Origin of the sequence: Janthinobacterium breve, assembly GCF_051380895.1 — a bacterium.
Classification (GTDB): Bacteria; Pseudomonadota; Gammaproteobacteria; order Burkholderiales; family Burkholderiaceae_D; genus Janthinobacterium.
The window spans coordinates 69,464-84,338 of sequence record NZ_JBNYXY010000010.1; the positions used below are offsets into that span (position 1 = coordinate 69,464).

Here is a 14,875-nt window from a genome sequence, read left to right on the forward strand (position 1 = left end):
AAAAAAGCCCGTACCAGAACGGGCTTGAATCTATTGTTGTTCAGTGAAGACACAGCGGAGAGCAAGATTATGCACGAAGGCCAGTTATCTGGATAATTGATAAGCAAAATATCTGATATCAAAAATATCAATAATGATGGCCCTGCACCGCACTGCTCCTATCCCCTGCACACCTGAGCCAGACCGTCAAATACGGGGTCCAGTCATCAGCGCAAGCCGACATTATACACATTTCCCGCCTTTCGCGCTGCGAGCACTGTAGTACGGCCCCGCTTATCTCAGTGCAAGTTGCCAAAAAAGACAATGCACTTGCCTGTGGCGCGTGCTATGCTCCCCTTTTATAGCCCAACCAATGATGTCGATGACCAGCTCCACGCCAGACCAGCAAGCCACCACTCCTGACACGCCAGTCGATGTAGCCCCAGCGGCGGCACCGGCCGCAGCGACCGCGCCGGCACCTGCCGGCCTGACCGCGCGCGCCCTGCTGAAGCAGTTCCAGGAGCAATTCCCGCCATTCCGCGATTGCCTGCCCTTGTCGATCGGTATCGACAAGCAGATCCTGGCGCGCCTGCCGGACCTGGACCGCAAGCTGATGCGCACGGCGCTGGGCATCCACACGGGTTCGCTGCGCTACCTGCGCGTGATGGAAAAAGCCAAGATCCGCTACGACCTCGACGGCACGGCCGGCGCGGAAGTGACGCAAACGCACCGCGACCACGCCACGCAAGTATTGCAGCAACGCTTCAAGAAAGAAGCCGAGCGCAAGAAAGCCGAGCGCGACGCGGCGGCCGCCGAAGAAGCGAACCGTTTGCGCCTGGAAAAACTGAATCAGCTGACCGCGAAATTCTCGCGCAAAGGTTGATCCGGTTTCATGGACACAGCTGCCGCACCGCCACTGCCCCCCTATCAAGGCATAGCACTCGACCACGTCAAGCTGGTACGCACCAGTGACGAAGCCAGGGCAGCCATGGCCGCCCTGCTGGCAGCGGACGCCATCGGCTTCGATACGGAATCGAAGCCGACGTTCGTCAAGGGCGAATCCTCCACGGGGCCGCACTTGATCCAGCTGGCCACCGACGACATCGCCTACCTGTTCCAGGTGGGCGCCACGCCGCCCCTGGCCGAACTGAAGGCCATCCTCGAATCGACCACCACCCTGAAGGTGGGTTTTGGCCTGTCCGACGACGTCAAGCGCCTGCGCAACAAGCTGGGCATTGTTCCAGTTCAAGTGCTGGACCTGTCCGTGGCCCTGCGCGGCGGCCAGCGCAACGACCTGGGCGCCAAGACGGCCGTGGCCAAGTTCTTCGGCCTGCACCTGCAGAAGTCGAAAAAAATCTCCACCACCAACTGGGCTACGTCGCGCCTGACGGAAAAGCAGATCCTGTACGCGGCCGACGATGCGCAAGTGGCGCTGCGCGTGTACCGCCGCTGGATCGCTGACGGCGGCAAGGTAACGCCGCAAAAAGCGCCGCGCGCCAACACGCCGCCAGCCACGCCACCCGTATCCGCCTGAGCCGGCGCGCCTTCCTGCAGCAAGAGCAAGTCCATCGGTACCAACCGGTGCCCGTGCTGTGTTCGCACGAAACAGGCGCCACCACTGCGGTGGCGCCCGACTTTGCCACACTCCTGGCGCTGCCCGGCCACCCGCGATGAAAGCGGGCGGCCGGCACTGCCTTATTTAACCAGGCGCAAGGTCAAGGGATAGCGGTAGGTGATGCCATTGCTGGCCTTGACGGCCGCGACGATCGAGCACACCAGGTTGGCCAGCGCCACCACCCAGAACAGGAACAGGCCGATCAGCACGAACGACAGGATGAAGCAGGCGAAATACCAGATGATCAGGGTGATCTGGAAATTCAGCGCTTCGCGGGCGTTCTCGGCCGAGAACTTATCCGCATCATCTTTCTTGATCAAATAAATGATCAGCGGCGCCACCCAGCTGGTGAACAGGCCGCCAACGTGGGACAGGATGGCGATCGTCGTATCTTGCGTACGAGTTACTTCCGGCTGCGTGTTATCCATTATTATTCCCATCATTAGTTGTAGATACATCAATATAACAGCAATATTTCTTTTTGAAATGAAACACTTGCTGGCGCAAGGGACTTTTTTGGGCCATGTCACCGTCAGATGTGGGAATGCTGCCAGTGTCGCCTTCCATTCGGCTGGCCGCATGATCGGCTCCCTGCCTGGTTCAGTATGCAGAGTCAGACAGCTGCGCAGCGGGAAGATTCCGGCATTTCCCCTATTCGCCGGGGACACAGCCGACTTTTTTTCATGCGCCGCTTGCCGCCGCCAGCGCCAGCCGCCCCAGCGTGGCGATGGCGTCTTCCAGCTGTGGACTCCACGGGTGGCCGTAATTGAGGCGGATGCAATGGCGAAACGCGCGCGTGGCGGAAAAGATGGGGCCGGGCGCAATGCTGATGCCGGCCGCCAGCGCGCTGCGGTGCAAGGCCAGCGCATCGACGCCAGCAGGCATCTCCACCCACACAAAATAACCGCCCTGCGGCCGCGTGACCCGCGTGCCAGGCGGAAAATGCACGGCGATGGCTTGCAGCATGGTGTTTTGCTGTGCCGCCAGGGTCAGCCGCAGCTGGCGCAAATGACGGTCGTAGCCGCCCTGCGCCAGGTAATCGGCCAGCGCCATCTGCAGTGGTATGGGCGCCGACAGGCTGGTGGTCAGTTTCAAGCGCTCGACCTGGCGCGCGTAGCGGCCCGCCACGGCCCAGCCCAGCCGGAAACCTGGCGCCAGGGTCTTGGAGAACGAGCTGCAATGCATGACCAGCCCCGCGCTGTCATGACTTTTCGTCAGGCCGGGACGCTGCTTGCCAAAGTACAACTCGCCATACACATCATCTTCGATCAGCGGCACGCCATGGCGCGCCAGCAGTTCCACCAGCGCGCGTTTCTTTTCCGGCGGCATCAGGCTGCCCAAGGGATTCTGGAAACTCGTCATCAGCCAGCATGCCTTGGGCTGGTGGCGCTGCAGCAACTCTTCCAGCGCCGCCAGGTCGACGCCGTCGCGCGGGCTGGTGGCGATCTCGACGGCCTTGAGCTCCAGCCGCTCCAGCGCCTGCAAACAGGCATAGAAGCTGGGCGACTCGATCAGCACCGTGTCGCCAGGCCGCGTGACGGCTTGCAGGCACAGGTTCAGCGCTTCCAGCGCGCCATTCGTAATGACGATGTCATCGCTGGAAACGAGCACGCCATCGAGCTGGTAGCGCAGGGCGATCTGACGGCGCAATTCCGCATTTCCCAGCGATAAATCCGTCACGGTGCTCCACGGGTCGAGGCGGCGCATGCTGGCCGAGACGGCCCGCGCCAGCCGTTCCATGGGGAACAGATGGGGGCTGGGAAACGCCGAGCCGAAGGGCACGATATCGCGCGCGCCCACGGCGCCCAGCACCTCGAAGACGAGGTCGCTGACATCGACGGTGGTGCTGGCGTCGAGCGGGCGCGAGCTGTCCGGCTCGGGCGCCAGCGCGGCGCGCTGCGGCGCCACGTAATAACCGGAACGGGGGCGCGAGACGATCATGCCGCGCGCTTCGAGCAAATAATACGCCTGGAACACCGTCGACGGGCTCACGCCCCTGCGCGCATGCTGCTGGCGCACGGAGGGCAACTTGTCACCAGGCAGCAACAGCTGCGTGCTGATCATGGCGGCAACCTCTTCCGCCAATTCTTCATATCGTTTCAACCCTGCTCCTCAAACTGATCCGTAGTTTTATTGCACAACTGATCCTGTCACAGTGACAGCACCCGGTATATGCTAGGGTAACAACATCCGGGCAGCAACACCGGCACGCCATCCTGACCAACGAGACAGCTTATTTTTCCATGCCATTTCCCATGCGACTTTCCGTGCAACTGCATTCCCCCCTCGTGCTGGCCCTGGTCCTGGCCGCCGCCTTGCCCGGCATGGCGCTGGCCGTACCTGCCGCACTGCCAGCCGGCCACGACAGCCTGGAGCAGCGCATCAAGGCGTGCACGTCCTGCCATGCGCAAAAGGAGCGCCACGACGCCTTCTTTCCCCGCATCGCCGGCAAGCCGGCCGGCTACCTGTACAACCAGCTGCTCAATTTCCGCGAGGGAAGGCGCCAGTATCCGATGATGAACTACATGGTCGAGCACTTGCCGGACGACTACTTGCGCGAAATCGCCGACTATTTTGCGGCCCAGCACCCTGCCCCGCCGCCGGCCCAGCCCAGCAGCGCCGGCACGACGGCCCTGGCGCGGGGCAAGCAGCTGGTGCTGCAGGGCGATAGTGCGAAAAAAATCCCGGCCTGTATCGCCTGCCATGGCCAGCAGCTGGCCGGCGTGGCGCCCGCCATTCCCGGCTTGCTGGGCTTGCCGCGTGACTATATCAACGCCCAACTGGGCGCCTGGAAGAACGGCATCCGCCGCGCCCACGCCCCCGACTGCATGGCGCAAGTGGCGCAGCGCCTGTCGGACGCGGACGTAGGCGCCGTCTCGGCCTGGCTGGGCACGCAAGTGGCCAGCGCCGACGCACGTCCCGCCAGCAGCATCACCCTGCCCTTGCCGCTGCACTGCGGCGGCGTGCCGGGTTCTACCGCGCAGGTGGCGCCATGAAAAAATGGATGATCGCGGCCGGCCTGGTGCTGATCGCCGGCGGCAGCGCCAAGTTCCTGCTGTACCCGGACAACGACATCGGCCCGCCTGCCGTGGCCAGCACCCTGAGCCAGCAACAGCTGGTCGCGCGCGGGGCCTACCTGGCCAAGGCGGGCGACTGCATGGCGTGCCACACGACGCGCGGCGGCGTGGCGTACGCGGGCGGCCGTGCACTGCAAACGCCGTTCGGCAAGGTGCTTTCGCCCAACATCACGGCCGACAAGGAAACGGGCATCGGCAGCTGGACGGCCGACGAATTCTGGCGCGCCATCCACAACGGCAAGTCGAAAGATGGCCGTTTGCTGTATCCGGCCTTTCCGTACACCAGCTACACCAAGGTGCAGCGCGAAGACAGCGACGCCCTGTACGCGTATTTCCAGAGTGTGCCGCCGCACAGGCAGGCAAACGCGCCGCACGCGCTGCGCTTCCCCTATAACCAGCAAATCGCGCTGGCCGCCTGGCGCGCGCTGTACTTCAAACCGGGCGTGTACCAGCCCCTCACGACGCAAAGCATGGAATGGAACCGCGGCGCCTACCTGGTACAAGGACTGGGCCATTGCAGCGCCTGCCATAGCAGCCGCACCACCCTGGGCGGCAGCGACGACGGCCTGTCGGGCGGCCTGATCCCCGTCCTGGGCTGGTACGCGCCTTCGCTGACGTCGGACGCGGAAGCGGGCCTGGGCGACTGGGACACGGCGCATATCGTGGAATTGCTGCAAACGGGCGTCTCGCCGCGCGCCACCGTCTTCGGCCCCATGGCCGAGGTGGTGCGGCAAAGCTTGCAGCACATGGGCACTACCGACGTGCAGGCGATGGCCGTGTACCTGAAAAGCTTGCCCGGCCCCGCGCAAGGGGCACAACGGGCGCCGCGCCAGACGTCGGAGCAAGCCAGGCAGCAGCTGGCGCTGGGCGCGAAACTGTATGAAACGCAATGCGCAAGCTGCCACCAGGCCGACGGCAAGGGCGTGCCGCCCGGCTACCCGCCGCTGGCCGGCAACCGTGCGCTGACGACGGACTCGGCCGTCAACGCCATCCGCCTCGTGCTCAACGGCGGCTTTGCGCCGGGCACCAGCGGCAACCCGCGCCCCTACGGCATGCCACCGTTCGGCCCCGTCATGGATGACACCGAGGTGGCAGCCGTGGTGACGTATCTGCGCGCCTCGTGGGGCAATGATGCGCCGGCGGTTTCTGCATTGGAAGTGAACAAGTACCGCAGCGTGCCCTTGGAGTAGCAGGAATGAAAAAGCCGGCTCGCGCCGGCTTTTTCATGAACCACAGCCATTCTCAGCGGAACTTGCTTTTATGTCCCGTTTTCAAATCCAGCGCATAGCGCACGCCATTGTCCGTCAGCATGACTTCATCGGGCGGCTCCTCGCCCGCCAGGGCGCCGTCGATCAGGGGCAAGCCTTCGCCCTTGCGCATCAAGTCGTCGCAGCGCTCATACACGTTCGCACAGCCCGTGGAAGCCATCAGCGATTGTACGATGGCCACTTTCCACGCATCGACGCCGCCGGCATTGAATTCGCAGATCAGATAACCTTGCACGCCGCCAAACAGCTGTACCACCAGGCCCGGCAAGCCCTCGTCTTCGCCCTTGATCAGGGTCAGCAGTTGATTCTCGCCCGCCTTCTTGATGGCCGGCAGCTTTTTTTCGATGGCGGCCTTGACCCGGCGCTTGATCAGCGCGTGGTCGACCGGTTCGTCTTCCTTGAAGCTCCAGATGCGCGCGCGGATCTGCGACTTCGAATTGTAGGCGGCGCGGGCGATGAACTGCTTCGACGAGCTTTGCACGATGGCCGTCGAGCCGGGCTTCATTTTTTCCTGCGGCTTGCCTTCGACTTTTTCAATCGCGGACGCGTAAATCCACGATTGGCCCAGCAAGCTCTTTTCCTTGCCCTGTTTGATGGTGATGATCAGCATGTAATTCCAGTAGTGTGACCGGCGCGTGCCGGTCGTCGTATGTCCCACCGACATGATACCTCATGCCATCCAGTCGCATCCTCCTGCATTCTGTCCCGCCAGCATTGCCGTCTGTCGCAGCGTGGTACGCAGACGTGGCCGGCTGGCATACCATGCATGCAGTCCAATTCAAAACAGGGAGCAAGAATGACACTCGCAATTTTCCAACCCCGCCATGCCCGCGCCGTGACCGCCCTGCTGCTGGCCGTCTGCGCGCTGGCCATCCCGGCCGCGCCGGCGCTGGCGTCGCCGCTGGACTGGATTTCCAGCAACAGTACCCAGGGCAGCGGCAAGCTGCAAAAGCAGACGCGCGAGGTCGGCAGTTTCCATGGCGTGGCGCTGAATGTGCCGGGCACGGTCGAACTGCGCATCGGCAACACGGACAGCGTCACCATCGAGGCTGATGACAATATCCTGCCGCTGATCGAGACGGCGGTGGAAAACGGCACCCTGCGCATCCGGCCCGCCAAGCGCAACGCCAACTTCCGCCAGAGCAGCCTGACCATTGTCATCCAGGCGCGCCAGGTAGAGCGCATCAGCGTGGGCGGCTCGGGCAACATCACGGCAACGGGCTTGCGTGCCGAGAAGCTGCGCTTCGATGTGGGCGGCTCCGGCTCCATCGATGCGCGCGACCTCGACAGCCGCATGGTGTCCGTGGCCATCGGCGGCAGCGGCAACTTCAAGGCCAGCGGCAAGACGGAGCAGCTGACGGCATCGATCGGCGGCTCGGGCAATATCCAGGCGGGCCGCCTGGCCGCGCGCGAGGTGCAGGTAAGCATCGGCGGTTCGGGCGAGGCGGAAGTGTGGGCCAAGGATGACTTGGCCATCAGCATCGGCGGCTCGGGCGAAGTGAGCTACTACGGCGATCCCCGCATCAGCCGCAGCATGCAACGTTCGAGCAGCATCAAGCACCTGGGCAGCGCGCCCAATTAAACGCCTGCCATGACAAAAGCCCGGATCGCTCCGGGCTTTTTGCGTTTCAAACGGTCAAAATCAGCGCGCCGGCTTCACCGGTTCGCGGTCGATCAAGACCGTGTTGACGCTGTCGGTCAGCCAGATCTGGCCATCCTGGATCGTGCATTGCAGCTGCATGTTGCGCTGCGCCAGCTTGCTCATGTCTTGCGCCGCCTCGGATGGCAGGTTGATCACGGTCAAGTTCTTCGCCCGTTCCAGCTTGTTCGCGATCTGCTTCCACCAGATGTGGCTGGTTGCGCCATAGCTGTAGACAATCACCTGTTCCGAACGGCCGCAGGCCTTCAGGATGCGTTTTTCGTCGGGCTGGCCCACTTCGATCCACAGCTGGATGGCGCCAGTCAAGTCCTTCTGCCACAGGTCGGGCTCTTCCGTGTCGAACAGGCCCTTGGTGAAGGTCAGCGCTTCGTCGGCATGGATGGCGAACGCCAGCAGGCGCACCATCATGCGTTCGTCCGTTTCGGACGGGTGGCGCGCCAGGGTCAGCGCGTGATCCTGGTAGTAGTTGCGGTCCATGTCGGCGATCTGCAGATCGGCTTTGAAAATTGTTGCTTTAAGGGCCATCGTGTTTCTGTCTCGGTAAAGTGAATAGTGAAGTCGGTATCAGCGGAATACCACGGTCTTGTGGCCATTTTTCAGGATGCGGTGCTCGACGAACCATTTCACGGCGCGTGCCAGCACCACGCACTCGACGTCGCGGCCGATGGCCGTCAGGGTTTCGGCATCCATCGCATGGTCGACGCGCTCGACATCCTGCTCGATGATCGGGCCTTCATCCAGGTCGCCCGTGACGAAATGGGCCGTCGCGCCGATCAGCTTGACGCCGCGGTGGTGCGCCTGCGCATACGGCTTGGCGCCCTTGAAGCTGGGCAGGAAGGAGTGATGGATATTGATGGCGCGGCCGTCGAGCGCCTGGCACAGGCCGGGTGACAGGATTTGCATGTAGCGCGCCAGCACCACCAGGTCGATCTTGTGCGTGTCCATCAGCTCGATGATCTTCGCTTCCTGCGCCAGCTTGGCCGCTTCCGGTGCTCCGGCCGCCAGCGGCAGGTGGTGGAAGGGAATATTGTAGCTGGCCGCCAGCTGGTAGAACTCCATGTGGTTCGAGACGATGGCGGGAATTTCCACGTTCAGCAAGCCGCTCTTGTAGCGGAACAGCAAATCGTTCAGGCAATGGCCGATCTTCGACACCATCAGCATCACGCGCGGCTTGACGCGCGCATCGTGCAATTGGCCATTCAGCTGCATGGCTTGCGACAGGTCGGCGAAGTCGCTGCGCAACTGGGCGTCGCTGACGGCACCGTCTTCCAGCGCGAAATGCACGCGCATGAAGAACAGCTGGGATTCCTGGTCGCCGAACTGGGCCGAATCGAGGATGTTGCAGCCGTGTTCGGCCAGGAAGCCGGACACGCGGTGCACGATGCCGCGCTGGTCCAGGCAGGACAGGGTCAGGATGTATTCGGGATGCGTCATGGTCGCGGAATAAGGCAAAAAAGAGGGCTATGCTCGGCTCAGCCACGCGCACCGGCCATCGGCTGCGCTGCCGCGAGCCGGCTATTGTCTCACGGCCGGGCCTGCAAGCTGGCATTTTCCACACAAGCTGCATGGCTGCCGGAGGTGGCAAGCCGATTCACGTTCATTTGATCTGGCACAAAGTCATCGCGATTTTCCGCCTGCCAGGCGCCATTATCGCGCCAAACCGGCATCCGACGTGGAACCTGGCACGCCATCCGGCGTCTATCTCTTTGCTTGTTTCAGCACACGCCGCATCCGGTGCACCGGGTGTTTCTCGGACCAGATTTTCATTGAGGTAGAACATGTTCACCAACAGTCCCCCCAAAAGTCTCAGCCCCGCCCTGAAGTCCCACCTGGAGGCACAGGGCAATTTCGCCACAGAACTATCGCGCAAGCTGTTCGATACGGCGCAGCAACTGAGCGAGCTGCATCTGCGGCTGGCGCAAGAATTGCTGCAGGAATGGAACAGCGCCAGCCAGCAACTGCTGTGCGCGCGCGATACGGGCGAGTTCATGTCGCTGGCGGCTGCCCAGTTGCAGCCGGGCAGCAACAAACTGCGCCAGTACCAGCAGCAACTCGGCAATCTCGTCGCCAATGCCAATGTCGAGATGAACCGCACGGCAGAGAACCACCTGCCCGAAGCCAGCCGCACGGCCGTGGCCTTCGCCGATGAAGTGGTGCGCAAGACGGCCGAAGAAACGGAAAAAGCCACACAGCGCCAGCGTGAAATGATCGAAAAAATGCACGCCACGGGCCGCCACGATGGCGCGGGCCGCAGCCGCGAGACCGGCAGGCAATCCGATCAGGCGCATTGAGTATCTGATTCCCACTCGACAGCAAGGAGAGCGACATGGCTAACAGTAATGAACAGGGCAAAGGCGCTGGCAGCAGCCAGAAAGCCGGCGAATCTGGCAACGCCAAAGGCACGGGCAAACGCGGTTTCGCCGCCATGAACGAAGAGCAGCAACGCGAAATTGCCAGCAAGGGCGGTCAGGCAGCCCATCAAAAGGGCACGGCGCATGAATTCGACTCGGAAGAAGCACGCCGGGCCGGGCAGAAAGGCGGTGAAGCCGTCAGCCGCAACCGCGAACACATGGCCGAAATCGGCAGGAAAGGCGGCGAAAGCCGACAATCGGCCCAGCGCGCCAATGAAAGCCGCAGCAGCAGTAGCAGTAGCGCGGCACGCAGCGGCAGCGCCGAGCAGCAAGCCAAGGCGAGCCGGCAAGGCAGCAAGGACGGGGACGACAAGGGCCAGGGCTGACCAGGCTGACCTGCGCCAGGGCTGGCGCAGCGCGGGGCGCGGCGGTATGGTACATTCTCGCCTTACTGACACCTCCGCGCCCCGCCCCGCCCTTCTCCGCATGCAGCCATCCCTGAAATACCTGAGCGCCTATTCCGAACAAACGCAAGCGCAAGTGCAACAACTGATCGCGCAAGACAAGCTGGGCGAAGTCCTGTTGAAACGCTACCCGAACGCGCACGATGTGCGCAACGACAAGGCGCTGTACCAGTACGTGCAAGATTTGAAAAATGAATTCCTGCGCAATGCCGAGCCCATCAACAAGGTGGCGTTCGACAGCAAGATCCATGTGATCCAGCATGCGTTGGGCTTGCATACCTCGATCTCGCGCGTGCAAGGCGGCAAGCTCAAGGCCAAGCATGAAATCCGCGTGGCCACCATGTTCAAGGAAGTGCCGCTGGAATTCCTGCGCATGATCGCCGTGCACGAGCTGGCGCATGTGAAAGAAAAGCAACATGACAAGGCGTTCTACAAGCTTTGCGCGTATATGGAACCGCAGTACCACCAGTACGAATTCGACGTGCGCCTGTACCTGACCCAGCTCGACCTGTCGGGCCAGCGCCTGTGGTCGTGACCCGCTCGTAACGGAGGCGCCCCGCAGTTGCACGGGGGCTTTGTTTGCGTGCGCCAGCCTGTCTGCATAGCCGCCCGGTAAAACTGGCGGCTTTTACGTATGCGCCGGCGTGGCCGGCACCATGTTCAGGCTCAGGCGGCGTTCTTGCGGCGGCGCAGGAAGGCCAGCAGACCCAGGCCGCCCAGCAGCATGCCGTACGTGGCCGGTTCTGGCACGGCGCTCACGCTGGCAGCGATATTATCGACCTGGAAAGTGTGCAAGGCGCCTTCCTTCCACGATGCCGACAACAGATTGTTGAAGCCCGTGAACGTGTAATCGCTGAAAGCATGGCTGCCATCGAGACTGAAGGTCTGGGTCACCGTGCCGCCGCCCACCTGATGGCCGACGAACGTCACGTCGTAGGGGCCAGGCAAACTCACGAAGTCCGCCAGGCTGATCGAGCTCAGCGAGAATGCGGCGCCATCGGTACGGCTCAGCGTTGTTGTCGTCAGCAGCGTGGCGCCAAGGCCGGCCGAACCCGCATAGGCAAAGTTGCTTTGATGCGCAGAACTCAACAGGCCCAGGAAGCTGCTGTCGAAATCGTAGCCGCCTTCGGAATAGGAGTTGAAGACGGAACCGAGGATGCCGGGGTGTTCCAGCGCATCGAAGCCGATGGTAGTGGTTTGTGCGTGGGCGCCGCCAGCGGCGAGAATGGCAGCGACAGCAGTCGCGCGCAAGAGAGTCATTGGTTTCAAAATAGCATCCTTTCGAGATGATGAAGTAGCGTGGCTGTGGCAACTTGAAACGGATCGGCACCTTTTTTTTGGGAGTCTGTACAACGCTCGTCGGTGTCCGACATTTCTAACTTTTGAACCATGCCAGTAGAACACACTCATGCTTAAAAAGCATCTTCATTTTCAAAAAAACATGCCAAATAAGAAATATTGTAGCCATATTTTTATTAATTGATTTATTGATACTAATCAATTTTCCCGTGCAGAAATAAAAAAAGCCATGCGCTTTCCAGGGCATGGCTATATCGCATGGCATCGACGACGCTAGGGCGCACACTCCTTCAGGCGCTGCACCAGCGCGGCAGGGTCGGCATCGGCGTTCAGGAAAGCCGCGTGCTGCGGGCGGATGAAGCCCTGCTCCCTGCCATTTTCCACGAAGGCCAGCAAGCCATCATAAAAACGGTCGACATTGAGCAAGCCGATGGGCTTGGCGTGCAGGCCCAACTGGGCCCACGTGAGCATCTCGAACAGCTCTTCCAGGGTGCCATAGCCACCGGGCATGGCGATGAAGGCATCAGACAGGCTGGCCATCATCGCCTTGCGCTCATGCATGTCCTTCACGATGAACTGGCGCGTCAAGCCCGTGTGGCCTACTTCGCGCTCAACCAGTTGAGTGGGAATCACGCCCGTCACCTCGCCGCCCAGGCGCAGTACTTCATCGGCGATCACGCCCATCAGGCCAACCTTGCCGCCACCATATACCAGTGAAATATTTTCTGCCACCAGCACGCGCGCCAATTCACGCGCCGCCACGGCATAGTCCGGCGAGACGCCCGCGTTGGCGCCACAGTACACACATAAAGCCTTAATCACAGTAGTCCTTATCCTTTCAATTCATCGATCGCCGCCTCGACCTCGAGGCGTTCCTTGGCGTCCAGTGCCACGCAGTCGGCCGCCTTTTCATACTGGGCCAGCGCTTCCGCCAGCTTTTTCTTTCCGTCGAGCATGTTCAAGGCGCGCGCATATTCGCTGTGCGCCAATGCCGAATAGGGCGTCAGGGCCAGCGCCGTCTTGAAATGCTGGTAGCCGTCTTCCTTGTTGGCGCCGTAGGTCAGGCTGCCGATCATGGCGCCGACCTTGTCAATAATTTCCGTATGATAAATCCCAAACGCAATATGCGCTTCCGCATGCATGGGCGCCACCGTCATCGTGCGGTCCAGGCTGTTGCGCACGCGCGCACCCATGCCCTGCGCCAGGGCCTTGACGACGGAAGTGCCCAGCGCGTAGCGGCCCAGGCTGTAGGCATGCCAGTAGTAGCCGGCCGGGTTGTCCGGCTGCTCGCTCTGCTGGCGCTCGCAACGCTCCGCCACTTCTTCGTACATGTCGAGTTTCTGGCTGTCGTTCACTTCCAGGTGCGTGGCGTAGATGCAGGTCGCCTTGTGCGCCACCGCATAGCCGGGCACGCCGACGGCCAGGCCCAGCTTCACGGCGCGCTCGAAGTCGCCCGCATGGAAGGCCAGCCAGGCCTGCACCAGCGCCGCGTGCGTGGGAAACGGTTCCACATCCCCCGCATGCAGGCGCGCCCAGGCCGCCTCCAGGGTGTGCGGCGTGTAGACATATGCTGCGTCCGGATAGGGAAATTGTTTCCAAGCCATACATGTCTCCTGTAAATGACCACTTGCCGCCTTGCCGCCAGCGGCCGTGTCAGTCGTTCTTGAGTTTGGTCACATACTCTTCCGACAGTTTGCGAAACAGCAAATGCGTTTCATTGCGCAAATATGGTCCGATCAGGGACAGCACCTGGTAGCAGCCGCGCGCCAGCGCATCGGACATCGATTGCTGCTCGCTGTATTTACGCGGGTTGCGCACATATTCATACGACAGCCAGTAAGTGGCAACGACCACCATATTCGTCGCCATCGCAGCGACTTCCATGTCCGACGCTTCGAGCGACTGTTCGCTGCGCAAATCTTCGCACAGCTGCGTGGCCACCTTGATCTTGTGCGCCAGGATCAGCTTGAAGTGCAGTTCCAGCTTGCGGTTGCGCGACAGCATATCATTGAGGTCGCGATAGAAAAAACGGTAGCGCCAGATCAGTTCGAACATCAGGTGCAGGTACAGCCAGACATCCTCGATATTCGAACGGCGCCCGTCAGGCACGGTCAGGATGCGTTCGATTTCCGCCTCGAACTGAACGAAGATCGAATTGACGATGTCATCCTTGTTACGGAAGTGGTAATACAGGTTTCCCGGCGAAATGTTCATCTCTTCCGCAATCACGGTCGTCGTGATATTCGGCTCACCAAACTCATTGAACAGGCGCAGCGACAACTCCAGGATGCGTTCGCGGGTACGGCGTGGTGCTTTTTGTAGCATGGCGGGCAATCTCTCTGTGTTCTGCCGCAAGCATACCACCTAAGATAGCCGTAATGAAACACTCGGCCCCACGGCACCGGCGAAAAACGCAGGCAAAAAAAAGCCTGCGCGAGCAGGCTGGAGGCATGCTGCACCATATCAGGCCGGCGCTGCTTTTTTCTTCGCCGCCGCTCTCGCAGCAGGCTTGCTCACTGGCTTGCTCGCTGGCTTGGCTGCGGCGCGCGGCGAGGCCCTGGCTGCCGGCTTGGCCGGGGCCTTGGCGACGGCCGCTTTCGGTGCTGCTTTCGGCGCCGCCTTCACGGCGGGCCTGGCCACAGCCTTCGGTTTGGGCACCGGCGCGGCCTGGGCCGACAGCGCTGCCACCTGCACGCTCAAGGCATCGATCTTGGCGTGCAACGCGGCGATATCGTCTTGCATCGGCACGCCGATGGTGGCCAGGGCGCGCGCGACGCGCTCTTCAAACACTTGCTCGAGCTTGTCCCAGGAACCGCTGGCTTGCTTGCCCATGCCACCGGCCAGTTTGCTGACGCTGTCGCTGACATCGGCCACCTTGTCTTCGGCGCGCTTCTGGAATTCCGTGCCTTCCTTCACCAGCTTGGAAAACACGCGCCCGCCCTCTTCCTGCGCCTTGGCGAAGGCACCGAGGCCCGCCTGCCAGATCTGCTGCGCGGACGAGCGCACGGCACTCGCCAATTCCTTGTCTTCCGTCAACTCCTTCAATTTCTTCACCATCGCCCGCTCCCGTCATTTGAAAGGCCATGCCACTTCATGGATGCTTTTTATTCTAGAGAGCAAAACTAGAGACGGGAGTCTAATTCGATAGAAAGCTGCTTCTAA

General features: G+C 61.8%; 18 protein-coding genes. 8 read left to right on the plus strand and 10 right to left on the minus strand.

Annotation, left to right across the window (positions count from 1 at the left end):
- Positions 1 to 361: 361 nt before the first annotated feature.
- Entirely contained in the window at positions 362 to 862 is a 501-nt protein-coding gene (locus ACQ4W0_RS20550; protein ID WP_436578449.1) for a ProQ/FINO family protein, read from the plus strand.
- A gap of 9 nt (positions 863 to 871) precedes the next feature.
- Positions 872 to 1,513, plus strand: a complete 642-nt coding sequence (locus ACQ4W0_RS20555) for a 3'-5' exonuclease (protein WP_436578450.1) — start codon at positions 872 to 874, stop codon at positions 1,511 to 1,513.
- Positions 1,514 to 1,674: 161 nt separating this feature from the next.
- On the opposite strand, the gene ACQ4W0_RS20560 is transcribed toward ACQ4W0_RS20555, so the two are convergent.
- Together ACQ4W0_RS20560 and ACQ4W0_RS20565 are read right to left on the minus strand one after the other, a co-directional pair.
- The gene (locus ACQ4W0_RS20560; protein WP_436578451.1) at positions 1,675 to 2,022 is read right to left on the minus strand and encodes a DUF4870 domain-containing protein; all 348 of its coding nucleotides are present in this window, start codon (positions 2,020 to 2,022) and stop codon (positions 1,675 to 1,677) included.
- Positions 2,023 to 2,275: 253 nt separating this feature from the next.
- Positions 2,276 to 3,697 (minus strand): aminotransferase-like domain-containing protein, encoded by a 1,422-nt coding sequence (locus tag ACQ4W0_RS20565; protein WP_426072399.1) that lies wholly within the window; start codon positions 3,695 to 3,697, stop codon positions 2,276 to 2,278.
- Positions 3,698 to 3,849: 152 nt separating this feature from the next.
- Here ACQ4W0_RS20565 and ACQ4W0_RS20570 point away from each other — a divergent pair, with 152 nt between their 5' ends.
- Positions 3,850 to 4,590 carry a c-type cytochrome gene (locus tag ACQ4W0_RS20570; protein ID WP_436578452.1) on the plus strand — a complete coding sequence of 247 codons (741 nt, stop codon included), beginning with the start codon at positions 3,850 to 3,852 and terminating at the stop codon, positions 4,588 to 4,590.
- Entirely contained in the window at positions 4,587 to 5,861 is a 1,275-nt protein-coding gene (locus ACQ4W0_RS20575) for a c-type cytochrome (protein ID WP_436578453.1), read from the plus strand. Before ACQ4W0_RS20570 ends, ACQ4W0_RS20575 begins: the two co-directional genes overlap by 4 nt.
- A 52-nt stretch (positions 5,862 to 5,913) precedes the next feature.
- On the opposite strand, the gene ACQ4W0_RS20580 is transcribed toward ACQ4W0_RS20575, so the two are convergent.
- Positions 5,914 to 6,549: a class I SAM-dependent rRNA methyltransferase gene (locus tag ACQ4W0_RS20580; RefSeq protein WP_034758744.1), complete on the minus strand. Its 636-nt coding sequence runs from the start codon at positions 6,547 to 6,549 to the stop codon at positions 5,914 to 5,916.
- A gap of 186 nt (positions 6,550 to 6,735) precedes the next feature.
- Here ACQ4W0_RS20580 and ACQ4W0_RS20585 point away from each other — a divergent pair, with 186 nt between their 5' ends.
- Complete coding sequence (locus ACQ4W0_RS20585; RefSeq protein WP_436578454.1) at positions 6,736 to 7,521, plus strand: head GIN domain-containing protein; 786 nt, start codon at positions 6,736 to 6,738, stop codon at positions 7,519 to 7,521.
- A 60-nt stretch (positions 7,522 to 7,581) separates the two neighbouring features.
- On the opposite strand, the gene ACQ4W0_RS20590 is transcribed toward ACQ4W0_RS20585, so the two are convergent.
- On the minus strand, positions 7,582 to 8,124 hold the full coding sequence (locus tag ACQ4W0_RS20590) for a YaeQ family protein (RefSeq protein WP_034758748.1): 543 nt from the start codon (positions 8,122 to 8,124) through the stop codon (positions 7,582 to 7,584).
- A gap of 39 nt (positions 8,125 to 8,163) precedes the next feature.
- Positions 8,164 to 9,033, minus strand: coding sequence for a formyltetrahydrofolate deformylase (gene purU, locus ACQ4W0_RS20595; protein ID WP_436578455.1), 870 nt, complete (start codon positions 9,031 to 9,033; stop codon positions 8,164 to 8,166).
- A gap of 344 nt (positions 9,034 to 9,377) precedes the next feature.
- Between purU and ACQ4W0_RS20600 the strand changes: the two genes are divergently transcribed.
- From ACQ4W0_RS20600 to ACQ4W0_RS20610, 3 genes are all read left to right on the plus strand, one after another.
- A complete protein-coding gene (locus ACQ4W0_RS20600; RefSeq protein WP_436578456.1) occupies positions 9,378 to 9,890 on the plus strand; it encodes a phasin family protein in 513 nt (170 codons plus the stop codon).
- Positions 9,891 to 9,925: 35 nt separating this feature from the next.
- A complete protein-coding gene (locus tag ACQ4W0_RS20605; protein WP_436578457.1) occupies positions 9,926 to 10,336 on the plus strand; it encodes a KGG domain-containing protein in 411 nt (136 codons plus the stop codon).
- Positions 10,337 to 10,436: 100 nt separating this feature from the next.
- A complete protein-coding gene (locus tag ACQ4W0_RS20610) occupies positions 10,437 to 10,949 on the plus strand; it encodes a YgjP-like metallopeptidase domain-containing protein (RefSeq protein WP_096234633.1) in 513 nt (170 codons plus the stop codon).
- A 131-nt stretch (positions 10,950 to 11,080) separates the two neighbouring features.
- Here the strand turns inward: ACQ4W0_RS20610 and ACQ4W0_RS20615 are convergent, their stop codons facing one another.
- The 5 genes from ACQ4W0_RS20615 to ACQ4W0_RS20635 form a co-directional block, all read right to left on the minus strand.
- On the minus strand, positions 11,081 to 11,674 hold the full coding sequence (locus ACQ4W0_RS20615; protein WP_436578714.1) for a PEP-CTERM sorting domain-containing protein: 594 nt from the start codon (positions 11,672 to 11,674) through the stop codon (positions 11,081 to 11,083).
- 312 nt (positions 11,675 to 11,986) lie between these two features.
- A complete protein-coding gene (locus ACQ4W0_RS20620) occupies positions 11,987 to 12,532 on the minus strand; it encodes an LOG family protein (RefSeq protein ID WP_436510412.1) in 546 nt (181 codons plus the stop codon).
- Positions 12,533 to 12,543: 11 nt separating this feature from the next.
- Positions 12,544 to 13,317: a tetratricopeptide repeat protein gene (locus ACQ4W0_RS20625; protein WP_436578458.1), complete on the minus strand. Its 774-nt coding sequence runs from the start codon at positions 13,315 to 13,317 to the stop codon at positions 12,544 to 12,546.
- 49 nt (positions 13,318 to 13,366) lie between these two features.
- Entirely contained in the window at positions 13,367 to 14,038 is a 672-nt protein-coding gene (locus ACQ4W0_RS20630; protein WP_436578459.1) for a TetR/AcrR family transcriptional regulator, read from the minus strand.
- Between the two features lie 138 nt (positions 14,039 to 14,176).
- Positions 14,177 to 14,770 carry a phasin family protein gene (locus tag ACQ4W0_RS20635; RefSeq protein ID WP_436578460.1) on the minus strand — a complete coding sequence of 198 codons (594 nt, stop codon included), beginning with the start codon at positions 14,768 to 14,770 and terminating at the stop codon, positions 14,177 to 14,179.
- Positions 14,771 to 14,875: the final 105 nt, after the last annotated feature.